The organism is Bacillus sp. FSL K6-3149, assembly GCF_038630515.1.
GTDB lineage: Bacteria > Bacillota > Bacilli > Bacillales > Bacillaceae > Bacillus > Bacillus pumilus.
Map to the genome: position 1 here is coordinate 1041523 of NZ_CP152034.1, position 12998 is coordinate 1054520.

General features: G+C 47.3%; 6 protein-coding genes, 9 tRNA genes and 4 rRNA genes. All 19 read left to right on the forward strand.

What is annotated here, in order from left to right:
- Positions 1–8 precede the first annotated feature (8 nt).
- The 19 genes from folP to MHB83_RS05440 all read left to right on the forward strand — a co-directional run bounded on the left by folP (position 9) and on the right by MHB83_RS05440 (position 12986).
- Positions 9–866 carry a dihydropteroate synthase gene (folP, locus tag MHB83_RS05350; RefSeq protein ID WP_050945785.1) on the forward strand — a complete coding sequence of 286 codons (858 nt, stop codon included), beginning with the start codon at positions 9–11 and terminating at the stop codon, positions 864–866.
- Positions 859–1221 (forward strand): dihydroneopterin aldolase, encoded by a 363-nt coding sequence (gene folB / locus MHB83_RS05355; RefSeq protein ID WP_342496833.1) that lies wholly within the window; start codon positions 859–861, stop codon positions 1219–1221. The genes folP and folB overlap by 8 nt, the downstream gene beginning before the upstream one ends.
- Positions 1218–1721, forward strand: a complete 504-nt coding sequence (gene folK, locus MHB83_RS05360; RefSeq protein ID WP_342468261.1) for a 2-amino-4-hydroxy-6-hydroxymethyldihydropteridine diphosphokinase — start codon at positions 1218–1220, stop codon at positions 1719–1721. The genes folB and folK overlap by 4 nt, the downstream gene beginning before the upstream one ends.
- Positions 1673–1906, forward strand: coding sequence for a helix-turn-helix transcriptional regulator (locus MHB83_RS05365; RefSeq protein WP_342468262.1), 234 nt, complete (start codon positions 1673–1675; stop codon positions 1904–1906). The genes folK and MHB83_RS05365 overlap by 49 nt, the downstream gene beginning before the upstream one ends.
- Positions 1899–2900 carry a tRNA dihydrouridine synthase DusB gene (dusB, locus tag MHB83_RS05370; protein WP_003217922.1) on the forward strand — a complete coding sequence of 334 codons (1002 nt, stop codon included), beginning with the start codon at positions 1899–1901 and terminating at the stop codon, positions 2898–2900. The genes MHB83_RS05365 and dusB overlap by 8 nt, the downstream gene beginning before the upstream one ends.
- A gap of 90 nt (positions 2901–2990) precedes the next feature.
- Entirely contained in the window at positions 2991–4490 is a 1500-nt protein-coding gene (gene lysS / locus MHB83_RS05375; protein WP_342496709.1) for a lysine--tRNA ligase, read from the forward strand.
- 344 nt (positions 4491–4834) lie between these two features.
- Positions 4835–6383, forward strand: a 16S ribosomal RNA gene (locus MHB83_RS05380).
- A 182-nt stretch (positions 6384–6565) separates the two neighbouring features.
- A 23S ribosomal RNA gene (locus MHB83_RS05385) occupies positions 6566–9496 on the forward strand.
- Between the two features lie 61 nt (positions 9497–9557).
- A 5S ribosomal RNA gene (gene rrf, locus MHB83_RS05390) occupies positions 9558–9673 on the forward strand.
- Positions 9674–10465: 792 nt separating this feature from the next.
- Positions 10466–10541: transfer RNA gene (locus MHB83_RS05395), tRNA-Val, on the forward strand.
- A 33-nt stretch (positions 10542–10574) separates the two neighbouring features.
- Positions 10575–10650: transfer RNA gene (locus tag MHB83_RS05400), tRNA-Thr, on the forward strand.
- 37 nt (positions 10651–10687) lie between these two features.
- Positions 10688–10763: transfer RNA gene (locus MHB83_RS05405), tRNA-Lys, on the forward strand.
- 8 nt (positions 10764–10771) lie between these two features.
- Positions 10772–10854, forward strand: a tRNA-Leu gene (locus MHB83_RS05410).
- A gap of 30 nt (positions 10855–10884) precedes the next feature.
- A tRNA-Gly gene (locus MHB83_RS05415) sits at positions 10885–10956 on the forward strand.
- A 12-nt stretch (positions 10957–10968) separates the two neighbouring features.
- A tRNA-Leu gene (locus tag MHB83_RS05420) sits at positions 10969–11054 on the forward strand.
- 11 nt (positions 11055–11065) lie between these two features.
- A tRNA-Arg gene (locus MHB83_RS05425) sits at positions 11066–11142 on the forward strand.
- 7 nt (positions 11143–11149) lie between these two features.
- A tRNA-Pro gene (locus tag MHB83_RS05430) sits at positions 11150–11226 on the forward strand.
- A gap of 8 nt (positions 11227–11234) precedes the next feature.
- Positions 11235–11310 (forward strand) — tRNA-Ala (locus MHB83_RS05435).
- 127 nt (positions 11311–11437) lie between these two features.
- Positions 11438–12986, forward strand: a 16S ribosomal RNA gene (locus tag MHB83_RS05440).
- The 16S, 23S and 5S rRNA genes sit together here with 9 tRNA genes alongside, the layout of an rRNA operon.
- The last annotated feature ends 12 nt before the right edge of the window (positions 12987–12998 follow it).

Sequence of the window (12998 nt, forward strand, 5' to 3'; positions counted from 1 at the left end):
TGGACACAATGACACAACAAGTGATAAAACAGCCTAAAATCATACAAGCCAAGCACCACACCCTTAGTTATGAAGAAAAGACATTGGTCATGGGCATTTTAAATGTCACACCTGACTCTTTTTCAGATGGAGGAAAGTTTAATCAAGTGGATAAAGCGCTGGCTCATGCAGCGCAGCTGATAGAGGACGGGGCACATATCATTGATATAGGCGGAGAATCGACTCGTCCTGGAGCGGCGTTTGTCTCAGAACAAGAGGAGCTTTCAAGAGTCATTCCCGTCATTGAAAAGATCACAAAAGAATTGGATGTACCGATTTCCATTGATACGTATAAAGCCCATGTGGCAGATGAAGCAGTGAAAGCCGGAGCTTCCATCATCAATGATGTATGGGGAGCGAAGGCAGATCCTCAAATGGCGCATGTGGCAGCGAAGCACAATGTGCCGATTATTTTAATGCACAATCGGCCAGAGCGAAACTATACACATCTAATTTCAGATATGATCGCAGATTTGAAAGAAAGTGTTCAAATTGCGAAACAAGCAGGTGTCCGTGATGACATGATCATATTAGACCCAGGTGTAGGGTTTGCGAAAAATAAAGAGGACAACCTGATAGTGATGAATGAGCTCGAACATTTTTGTCACCTTGGGTATCCACTGCTCTTAGCTACATCTCGAAAGCGATTCATCGGAGCTGTCTTAGACCTGCCACCGGAAGAACGTACTGAAGGAACGGGGGCTACGGTCTGCCTTGGGATTCAAAAAGGCAGTGCGATGGTTCGTGTACATGATGTAAAAGAAATCGCAAGAATGGCAAAAATGATGGATGCCATGTTGAATAAAGGAGGCGCTTATCATCGATAAAGTATATGTAAATGGAATGGAATTTTACGGCTACCATGGCGTATTTGCAGAAGAAAATAAATTAGGACAGCGGTTCCGTGTGGATTTAACAGCTTCACTTGATTTAAGTAAAGCCGGACAAACGGATGACCTCAATGAGACGATCAATTATGCAGAGCTTTACCATATCTGCAAAAGCATTGTAGAGGGTGAATCAGTCAACCTCGTTGAAACACTGACAGAAAGAATTGCGAGCCAAGTGTTAAAGGTCTTCCCGACAGTTCAGGAATGTACAGTGAAGGTGATCAAACCAGATCCGCCAATTCCAGGACACTATCAGTCCGTTGCCATTGAAATGACGAGATCGCGCGCATGAACAATACCGCATACATCGCTTTAGGTTCGAACATAGGGAAAAAGGAAACCTATTTAAAAGAAGCCGTCAAAAAACTGCACGAACATCCAGAGGTTCAAGTAGAATCAATCTCATCTATATATGAAACAACACCTGTAGGTTACGAAAACCAAGATGACTTTTTAAATATGGCTGTGAAAATTTCCACCTCGCTTCGTCCGCATGAACTACTGACACTTACTCAGAAAATCGAGCAAGAGTTAGGCAGAACAAGAGAAGTGAGATGGGGACCGCGAACGGCTGACCTTGACATTTTACTTTATAATCGTGAAAATATTGAAACAGAACAGCTTGTAGTGCCACATCCTAGAATGTACGAACGTTTATTCGTTCTCGTTCCGATGAGTGAGATTTGCCCAGAAATCGGCAAAGTACAAATAAATGCCGTAACAGACCAAGAAGGTGTAAGCATATGGAAAAAGATATGTGGGGTAGAAGAATTCGTGCATACCGAAAGCTAAAAGGGTATACTCAGGAAGGGTTCGCGAAAAGACTGGGCATCTCTGTCTCTGTCTTAGGAGAAATTGAGCGAGGCAATCGATTACCAACAAACCAATTGGTTGATCAAATAGCAGATGCTTTAAATATAACGGTGGAAGAACTTTCACCAATTCTTGAAGAAGGAAGGAGGGGAAGTGATGTTTAAAATCGGAGATATCGACATTAAAAACAAAGTGGTGCTCGCACCTATGGCTGGTGTGTGCAACTCTGCCTTCAGACTGACAGTGAAAGAGTTTGGAGCAGGTTTAGTCTGCGCTGAAATGATCAGTGACAAGGCGATCCTGATCAACAATGCAAGAACAATGGGTATGCTATACATTGATGAACGGGAAAAGCCTTTGAGCCTTCAGATATTTGGAGGTGAAAAAGACACTCTCGTTGAAGCAGCAAAGTTTGTAGACCAGAATACCACAGCGGACATTATTGATATCAACATGGGCTGTCCTGTACCGAAGATTACGAAATGTGATGCAGGAGCGAAATGGCTGCTTGATCCAAACAAGATTTATGAAATGGTCTCTGCTGTTGTAGATGCTGTAGATAAACCTGTTACGGTGAAAATGAGAATGGGCTGGGACGAAGATCATATCTTCGCTATCGACAATGCCCGTGCTGTTGAACGAGCAGGTGGACAAGCGGTTGCGCTTCACGGGCGGACACGTGTGCAGATGTACGAAGGAACAGCGAATTGGGATATTATAAAAGAGGTCAAACAATCTGTTTCCATTCCTGTCATCGGCAATGGAGATGTTAAAACCCCTCAAGATGCAAAACGTATGCTTGATGAAACGGGTGTAGATGCTGTCATGATCGGAAGAGCCGCACTAGGAAACCCGTGGATGATCTATCGAACGGTTCATTATTTAGAAACGGGTGAACTGAAAGAAGAGCCAAATGTACGTGAGAAGATGTCAGTGTGCAAGCTTCACTTAGACAGACTCATTGATCTAAAAGGCGAGCATGTGGCTGTCAGAGAAATGAGAAAGCACGCAGCATGGTACTTAAAAGGTGTCCGAGGCAATGCGGACGTGAGAAATCAAATCAATCAAAGTGAAACGAGAGCGGAGCTTGTACAAGTTCTTGATGACTTTACGATCGAAGCCGAGGCAAAAGAGCTTCAAAGTATAAAAGTAGGATAAGACTATCTTTCTTTTTGTAGCTCACTGCTAGTGCATGTACTGGCAGTTTTTCTGCTTTTCTCTGCAAAATACATTATTGGAGTGATATAAATGAGTAATGAAGGGCTTAATAACGAAGAATTAAATGACCAATTCCAGGTCAGACGTGACAAAATGAATAAAATGAGAGAAGAGGGTATCGATCCATTCGGTGAACGATATGACCGTTCTCATCAATCTGCACAAATTATTGCAGAATACGATGAGTTTTCTAAAGAAGACTTAGAAGAAAAGTCTGCCCCAGTGACAATCGCTGGACGTATGATGACAAAGCGTGGAAAAGGGAAAGCTGGCTTTGCGCATATACAAGACTTAGAAGGACAAATTCAAATCTACGTTCGTAAAGATAGTGTAGGAGAAGAAGCTTACGAATTATTCAAAAGCTCAGACCTAGGTGATATTATCGGTGTAACAGGAGTGGTATTTAAAACGAATGTAGGAGAACTTTCTATTAAAGCGACTAGCTTTGAGGTTCTCACAAAAGCACTTCGCCCACTTCCTGATAAATATCATGGACTTAAAGATGTTGAACAACGTTATCGTCAGCGTTACCTTGACCTGATTGTAAATCCAGAAAGTAAGCAGACGTTCATCATGCGAAGCAAGATCATTCAATCTATGAGAAGATACTTAGATTCTAAAGGATACCTAGAAGTTGAAACACCAACTATGCACAGCATCCCTGGTGGTGCATCAGCACGTCCTTTCATTACTCATCATAATGCACTGGATATGCCGCTCTATATGCGTATTGCGATTGAATTGCACTTAAAACGCCTCATTGTCGGTGGCCTAGAGAAAGTATACGAGATTGGCCGTGTATTCCGTAACGAAGGTGTATCAACTCGTCATAACCCAGAATTCACTATGATCGAGCTGTACGAAGCTTACGCAGATTACAAAGACATCATGAACCTAACTGAAAACCTGATTGCTCATATTGCCGAAGAGGTACTAGGGACAACCACGATTCAATATGGAGAAGATGAAATTGATCTCAAGCCTGAATGGAAAAGACTCCATATGGTTGAAGCGGTCAAAGAAGCAACTGGTGTAGACTTCTGGCAGGAGATGTCTATAGAAGAAGCGAAACAGCATGCAGCTGATCACGGAATTGAAATTACGAAAAACATGACAGTAGGTCATATCATCAATGAGTTCTTCGAGCAAAAAGTTGAGGAAACATTGGTGCAGCCTACCTTTATTTACGGACACCCAGTGGAGATTTCTCCATTAGCTAAGAAAAATCCTGAAGATCCTCGCTTCACTGATCGCTTTGAGCTATTTATCGTACGCCGTGAACATGCTAATGCATTCACAGAGCTAAACGATCCAATCGATCAAAGAGAACGATTCGAAGCTCAATTAAAAGAACGTGAAGAAGGAAATGACGAAGCGCATCTAATGGATGACGATTTTGTTGAAGCATTAGAATATGGTATGCCTCCAACAGGCGGACTAGGAATCGGTATCGACCGGTTAATCATGCTATTAACAAATTCTCCATCAATCAGAGATGTACTGCTTTTCCCACAAATGAGAAACCGCTAATACATCAATTAAAGCGCCATTTTAACTATGGCGCTTTTTATTTTTCATAAAATGAAACTTTTTTTAAAAAAACTATTGCAAGGAAAGAATCAAGGTGGTATATTATTATTCGTTGCCGCAAAACAGCAACGAGGTTAAAAAAAGAAATTGAAAAAACTTCTTGACTTTAACCAATACGAAATGATAAGATATTAAAGTCGCTTACGAGCGATAACGAATATGATCTTTGAAAACTAAACAAGACAAAACGTACCTGTTAATTCGAGTTTTTATAAAAAAATCCTATGTTATATCATAGGTAGTCAGTCAAACACTGACGAAAAACAAAACTTCGGTTTTGTACTTTTTCGGAGAGTTTGATCCTGGCTCAGGACGAACGCTGGCGGCGTGCCTAATACATGCAAGTCGAGCGGACAGAAGGGAGCTTGCTCCCAGATGTTAGCGGCGGACGGGTGAGTAACACGTGGGTAACCTGCCTGTAAGACTGGGATAACTCCGGGAAACCGGAGCTAATACCGGATAGTTCCTTGAACCGCATGGTTCAAGGATGAAAGACGGTTTCGGCTGTCACTTACAGATGGACCCGCGGCGCATTAGCTAGTTGGTGGGGTAATGGCTCACCAAGGCGACGATGCGTAGCCGACCTGAGAGGGTGATCGGCCACACTGGGACTGAGACACGGCCCAGACTCCTACGGGAGGCAGCAGTAGGGAATCTTCCGCAATGGACGAAAGTCTGACGGAGCAACGCCGCGTGAGTGATGAAGGTTTTCGGATCGTAAAGCTCTGTTGTTAGGGAAGAACAAGTGCGAGAGTAACTGCTCGCACCTTGACGGTACCTAACCAGAAAGCCACGGCTAACTACGTGCCAGCAGCCGCGGTAATACGTAGGTGGCAAGCGTTGTCCGGAATTATTGGGCGTAAAGGGCTCGCAGGCGGTTTCTTAAGTCTGATGTGAAAGCCCCCGGCTCAACCGGGGAGGGTCATTGGAAACTGGGAAACTTGAGTGCAGAAGAGGAGAGTGGAATTCCACGTGTAGCGGTGAAATGCGTAGAGATGTGGAGGAACACCAGTGGCGAAGGCGACTCTCTGGTCTGTAACTGACGCTGAGGAGCGAAAGCGTGGGGAGCGAACAGGATTAGATACCCTGGTAGTCCACGCCGTAAACGATGAGTGCTAAGTGTTAGGGGGTTTCCGCCCCTTAGTGCTGCAGCTAACGCATTAAGCACTCCGCCTGGGGAGTACGGTCGCAAGACTGAAACTCAAAGGAATTGACGGGGGCCCGCACAAGCGGTGGAGCATGTGGTTTAATTCGAAGCAACGCGAAGAACCTTACCAGGTCTTGACATCCTCTGACAACCCTAGAGATAGGGCTTTCCCTTCGGGGACAGAGTGACAGGTGGTGCATGGTTGTCGTCAGCTCGTGTCGTGAGATGTTGGGTTAAGTCCCGCAACGAGCGCAACCCTTGATCTTAGTTGCCAGCATTTAGTTGGGCACTCTAAGGTGACTGCCGGTGACAAACCGGAGGAAGGTGGGGATGACGTCAAATCATCATGCCCCTTATGACCTGGGCTACACACGTGCTACAATGGACAGAACAAAGGGCTGCGAGACCGCAAGGTTTAGCCAATCCCATAAATCTGTTCTCAGTTCGGATCGCAGTCTGCAACTCGACTGCGTGAAGCTGGAATCGCTAGTAATCGCGGATCAGCATGCCGCGGTGAATACGTTCCCGGGCCTTGTACACACCGCCCGTCACACCACGAGAGTTTGCAACACCCGAAGTCGGTGAGGTAACCTTTATGGAGCCAGCCGCCGAAGGTGGGGCAGATGATTGGGGTGAAGTCGTAACAAGGTAGCCGTATCGGAAGGTGCGGCTGGATCACCTCCTTTCTAAGGATATATGGAGCAGCGTGCGTTTTCGTCTTGTTTAGTTTTGAAGGATCATTCCTTCAAGACATGTCTCTAGCGAGACAGGATTGTTCTTTGAAAACTAGATAACAATAAGTAATACATTCACATTGAATGCAATGCAAAGTTCATCACACATAGTGATTCTTTCTAAAGTAAGAAATGGTTAAGTTAGAAAGGGCGCACGGTGGATGCCTTGGCACTAGGAGCCGATGAAGGACGGGACGAACACCGATATGCTTCGGGGAGCTGTAAGCAAGCTTTGATCCGGAGATTTCCGAATGGGGAAACCCACTGCTCGTAATGGAGTAGTATCCATACTTGAATACATAGAGTATGAGAAGGCATACCCGGGGAACTGAAACATCTAAGTACCCGGAGGAAGAGAAAGCAAATGCGATTCCCTGAGTAGCGGCGAGCGAAACGGGAACAGCCCAAACCAAGAGGCTTGCCTCTTGGGGTTGTAGGACACTCTATACGGAGTTACAAAGGAACGATATAAGCGAAGAGGTCTGGAAAGGCCCGCCAAAGAAGGTAACAGCCCTGTAACTGAAATGTTGTTCTCTCCAGAGTGGATCCTGAGTACGGCGGAACACGTGAAATTCCGTCGGAATCCGGGAGGACCATCTCCCAAGGCTAAATACTCCCTAGTGACCGATAGTGAACCAGTACCGTGAGGGAAAGGTGAAAAGCACCCCGGAAGGGGAGTGAAATAGATCCTGAAACCGTGTGCCTACAAGTAGTCAGAGCCCGTTAAAGGGTGATGGCGTGCCTTTTGTAGAATGAACCGGCGAGTTACGATCCCGTGCAAGGTTAAGCAGAAGATGCGGAGCCGCAGCGAAAGCGAGTCTGAATAGGGCGCATGAGTACGTGGTCGTAGACCCGAAACCAGGTGATCTACCCATGTCCAGGGTGAAGTTCAGGTAACACTGAATGGAGGCCCGAACCCACGCACGTTGAAAAGTGCGGGGATGAGGTGTGGGTAGGGGTGAAATGCCAATCGAACCTGGAGATAGCTGGTTCTCTCCGAAATAGCTTTAGGGCTAGCCTCAAGGTAAGAGTCTCGGAGGTAGAGCACTGATTGGACTAGGGGCCCCTACCGGGTTACCGAATTCAGTCAAACTCCGAATGCCGATGACTTATCCTTGGGAGTCAGACTGCGAGTGATAAGATCCGTAGTCGAAAGGGAAACAGCCCAGACCGCCAGCTAAGGTCCCAAAGTATACGTTAAGTGGAAAAGGATGTGGAGTTGCTTAGACAACCAGGATGTTGGCTTAGAAGCAGCCACCATTTAAAGAGTGCGTAATAGCTCACTGGTCGAGTGACTCTGCGCCGAAAATGTACCGGGGCTAAACGTATCACCGAAGCTGCGGACTGTTCTTACGAACAGTGGTAGGAGAGCGTTCTAAGTGCTGTGAAGTCAGACCGGAAGGACTGGTGGAGCGCTTAGAAGTGAGAATGCCGGTATGAGTAGCGAAAGACGGGTGAGAATCCCGTCCACCGAATGCCTAAGGTTTCCTGAGGAAGGCTCGTCCGCTCAGGGTTAGTCGGGACCTAAGCCGAGGCCGAAAGGCGTAGGCGATGGACAACAGGTTGATATTCCTGTACCACCTCCTCACCATTTGAGCAATGGGGGGACGCAGGAGGATAGGGTAAGCGCGGTATTGGATATCCGCGTCCAAGCAGTTAGGCTGGGAAATAGGCAAATCCGTTTCCCATAAAGGCTGAGCTGTGATGGCGAGCGAAATTTAGTAGCGAAGTTCCTGATTCCACACTGCCAAGAAAAGCCTCTAGCGAGGTGAGAGGTGCCCGTACCGCAAACCGACACAGGTAGGCGAGGAGAGAATCCTAAGGTGATCGAGAGAACTCTCGTTAAGGAACTCGGCAAAATGACCCCGTAACTTCGGGAGAAGGGGTGCTTCTTAGGGTGTTAAAGCCCCGAGAAGCCGCAGTGAATAGGCCCAGGCGACTGTTTAGCAAAAACACAGGTCTCTGCGAAGCCGTAAGGCGAAGTATAGGGGCTGACGCCTGCCCGGTGCTGGAAGGTTAAGAGGAGCGCTTAGCGTAAGCGAAGGTGCGAATTGAAGCCCCAGTAAACGGCGGCCGTAACTATAACGGTCCTAAGGTAGCGAAATTCCTTGTCGGGTAAGTTCCGACCCGCACGAAAGGCGCAACGATCTGGGCACTGTCTCAACGAGAGACTCGGTGAAATTATAGTACCTGTGAAGATGCAGGTTACCCGCGACAGGACGGAAAGACCCCGTGGAGCTTTACTGCAGCCTGATATTGAATGTTGGTACAGCTTGTACAGGATAGGTAGGAGCCTTGGAAACCGGAGCGCTAGCTTCGGTGGAGGCATCGGTGGGATACTACCCTGGCTGTATTGACCTTCTAACCCGCTGCCCTTATCGGGCAGGGAGACAGTGTCAGGTGGGCAGTTTGACTGGGGCGGTCGCCTCCTAAAATGTAACGGAGGCGCCCAAAGGTTCCCTCAGAATGGTTGGAAATCATTCGCAGAGTGTAAAGGCACAAGGGAGCTTGACTGCGAGACCTACAAGTCGAGCAGGGACGAAAGTCGGGCTTAGTGATCCGGTGGTTCCGCATGGAAGGGCCATCGCTCAACGGATAAAAGCTACCCCGGGGATAACAGGCTTATCTCCCCCAAGAGTCCACATCGACGGGGAGGTTTGGCACCTCGATGTCGGCTCATCGCATCCTGGGGCTGTAGTCGGTCCCAAGGGTTGGGCTGTTCGCCCATTAAAGCGGTACGCGAGCTGGGTTCAGAACGTCGTGAGACAGTTCGGTCCCTATCCGTCGCGGGCGCAGGAAATTTGAGAGGAGCTGTCCTTAGTACGAGAGGACCGGGATGGACGCACCGCTGGTGTACCAGTTGTTCTGCCAAGGGCATCGCTGGGTAGCTATGTGCGGACGGGATAAGTGCTGAAAGCATCTAAGCATGAAGCCCCCCTCAAGATGAGATTTCCCATTCCGCAAGGAAGTAAGATCCCTGAAAGATGATCAGGTTGATAGGTCTGAGGTGGAAGCGTGGTGACACGTGGAGCTGACAGATACTAATAGATCGAGGACTTAACCTATATTCTAATGTGAAGTTTGAACATTGTTATCTAGTTTTGAGAGAACATTCTCTCCATCAGGTTTGGTGGCGATAGCGAAGAGGTCACACCCGTTCCCATACCGAACACGGAAGTTAAGCTCTTCAGCGCCGATGGTAGTTGGGGGTCTCCCCCTGTGAGAGTAGGACGCCGCCAAGCTTGTATAAGGATCAGTTCCATACGGAACTGGTCTTTTTTGTGTTTTTGAAAAAATTACTTCTATTAAATCACTTTGTAAAGTGAGAAGTGATGATGTAGTAAGCCTCATCGATCAATTAATTTTTCTGTTCGTCTCACTTTCATGTATTCTCATTGAACAACGCAGCTGTTGTGTGGATCGGTCGTTCAATTTGTTTAGGATGAAGATCAAAAGCATAGAAAGCAGCCAATAAGAATTTTCTTTGGCAACCAGATACAGAGGGCTGTTTAGAGACACACTAGATAACTGAGTATTGCCAAAGAACATATAGCACCTTCAGTCAATTTTTTCGCCCGCTCTAAGTAAGGACAAGAAAGAATCAATAACTAACTTGTTAACCAAGTAACACTTTAATATTGAAGATGGTAAAGAACAGCATCATTTACGGATATTTTTGCATGAAAATGATTTCTCAGAAAAATAAAATAATAAAAGAATCCCTTCTCTAGATGATTTGTATGAGAAGATATATTGAAGAAAACAAGCATATAAAAAGCATGAAAAGGGTCATTTCACACCAATAAAGCTTTATTATAGCGCTTTTTAACAAAAAAACATAAAAAAATGAAAAAAAGACTTTTAAAATGATGAGACAAGTGGTAAACTTCTTTAGGTGCCTTAACGAAAAGATGAAAAAAACAACGTTAAAATAAATTCAAAAATTATTTTAAAAAAGTCTTTACAAACAATATCTTATCGTTATATAATACTACTTGTCGGATCGAGAGACATTCGAAATGACAACACAATATGGAGGATTAGCTCAGCTGGGAGAGCATCTGCCTTACAAGCAGAGGGTCGGCGGTTCGAGCCCGTCATCCTCCACCATATTTATTCTTACATAATGTTAGGATAGATAAAGCCGGTGTAGCTCAACTGGTAGAGCAACTGACTTGTAATCAGTAGGTTGGGGGTTCAAGTCCTCTTGCCGGCACCAGTTTCATATGGTAAGATAGACAAGTCGCTTTTAAAGCGAGCCATTAGCTCAGTTGGTAGAGCATCTGACTTTTAATCAGAGGGTCGAAGGTTCGAGTCCTTCATGGCTCACCATGTTTCATGCGGGTGTGGCGGAATTGGCAGACGCGCTAGACTTAGGATCTAGTGTCTTTATGACGTGGGGGTTCAAGTCCCTTCACCCGCATTGCCAAATAAAATAAAGAAATCCTGTAATGCGGAAGTAGTTCAGTGGTAGAACACCACCTTGCCAAGGTGGGGGTCGCGGGTTCGAATCCCGTCTTCCGCTTATACCATCCACGCCGGGGTGGTGGAATTGGCAGACACACAGGACTTAAAATCCTGCGGTAGGTGACTACCGTGCCGGTTCAAGTCCGGCCCTCGGCATTATACAATAAGCGCCCGTAGCTCAATTGGATAGAGCGTTTGACTACGGATCAAAAGGTTAGGGGTTCGACTCCTCTCGGGCGCGCCATTAAGATCGGGAAGTAGCTCAGCTTGGTAGAGCACTTGGTTTGGGACCAAGGGGTCGCAGGTTCGAATCCTGTCTTCCCGACCATCTTTTATGGGGCCTTAGCTCAGCTGGGAGAGCGCCTGCCTTGCACGCAGGAGGTCAGCGGTTCGATCCCGCTAGGCTCCACCAATATGATCTTTGAAAACTAAACAAGACAAAACGTACCTGTTAATTCGAGTTTTTATAAAAAAATCCTATGTTATATCATAGGTAGTCAGTCAAACGCTGACGAAAAACAAAACTTCGGTTTTGTACTTTTTCGGAGAGTTTGATCCTGGCTCAGGACGAACGCTGGCGGCGTGCCTAATACATGCAAGTCGAGCGAACAGAAGGGAGCTTGCTCCCAGATGTTAGCGGCGGACGGGTGAGTAACACGTGGGTAACCTGCCTGTAAGACTGGGATAACTCCGGGAAACCGGAGCTAATACCGGATAGTTCCTTGAACCGCATGGTTCAAGGATGAAAGACGGTTTCGGCTGTCACTTACAGATGGACCCGCGGCGCATTAGCTAGTTGGTGGGGTAATGGCTCACCAAGGCGACGATGCGTAGCCGACCTGAGAGGGTGATCGGCCACACTGGGACTGAGACACGGCCCAGACTCCTACGGGAGGCAGCAGTAGGGAATCTTCCGCAATGGACGAAAGTCTGACGGAGCAACGCCGCGTGAGTGATGAAGGTTTTCGGATCGTAAAGCTCTGTTGTTAGGGAAGAACAAGTGCGAGAGTAACTGCTCGCACCTTGACGGTACCTAACCAGAAAGCCACGGCTAACTACGTGCCAGCAGCCGCGGTAATACGTAGGTGGCAAGCGTTGTCCGGAATTATTGGGCGTAAAGGGCTCGCAGGCGGTTTCTTAAGTCTGATGTGAAAGCCCCCGGCTCAACCGGGGAGGGTCATTGGAAACTGGGAAACTTGAGTGCAGAAGAGGAGAGTGGAATTCCACGTGTAGCGGTGAAATGCGTAGAGATGTGGAGGAACACCAGTGGCGAAGGCGACTCTCTGGTCTGTAACTGACGCTGAGGAGCGAAAGCGTGGGGAGCGAACAGGATTAGATACCCTGGTAGTCCACGCCGTAAACGATGAGTGCTAAGTGTTAGGGGGTTTCCGCCCCTTAGTGCTGCAGCTAACGCATTAAGCACTCCGCCTGGGGAGTACGGTCGCAAGACTGAAACTCAAAGGAATTGACGGGGGCCCGCACAAGCGGTGGAGCATGTGGTTTAATTCGAAGCAACGCGAAGAACCTTACCAGGTCTTGACATCCTCTGACAACCCTAGAGATAGGGCTTTCCCTTCGGGGACAGAGTGACAGGTGGTGCATGGTTGTCGTCAGCTCGTGTCGTGAGATGTTGGGTTAAGTCCCGCAACGAGCGCAACCCTTGATCTTAGTTGCCAGCATTTAGTTGGGCACTCTAAGGTGACTGCCGGTGACAAACCGGAGGAAGGTGGGGATGACGTCAAATCATCATGCCCCTTATGACCTGGGCTACACACGTGCTACAATGGACAGAACAAAGGGCTGCGAGACCGCAAGGTTTAGCCAATCCCATAAATCTGTTCTCAGTTCGGATCGCAGTCTGCAACTCGACTGCGTGAAGCTGGAATCGCTAGTAATCGCGGATCAGCATGCCGCGGTGAATACGTTCCCGGGCCTTGTACACACCGCCCGTCACACCACGAGAGTTTGCAACACCCGAAGTCGGTGAGGTAACCTTTATGGAGCCAGCCGCCGAAGGTGGGGCAGATGATTGGGGTGAAGTCGTAACAAGGTAGCCGTATCGGAAGGTGCGGCTGGATCACCTCCTTTCTAAGGATATAT

What these genes read in the sequence shown, in the direction of transcription:
- folP (WP_050945785.1), top strand. Translation starts at nt 9, where the DNA reads ATGACACAACAAGTGATAAAACAGCCTAAAATCATACAAGCCAAGCAC.
- folK (WP_342468261.1), top strand. Translation starts at nt 1,218, where the DNA reads ATGAACAATACCGCATACATCGCTTTAGGTTCGAACATAGGGAAAAAG.
- MHB83_RS05365 (WP_342468262.1), top strand. Translation starts at nt 1,673, where the DNA reads ATGGAAAAAGATATGTGGGGTAGAAGAATTCGTGCATACCGAAAGCTA.
- dusB (WP_003217922.1), top strand. Translation starts at nt 1,899, where the DNA reads ATGTTTAAAATCGGAGATATCGACATTAAAAACAAAGTGGTGCTCGCA.
- lysS (WP_342496709.1), top strand. Translation starts at nt 2,991, where the DNA reads ATGAGTAATGAAGGGCTTAATAACGAAGAATTAAATGACCAATTCCAG.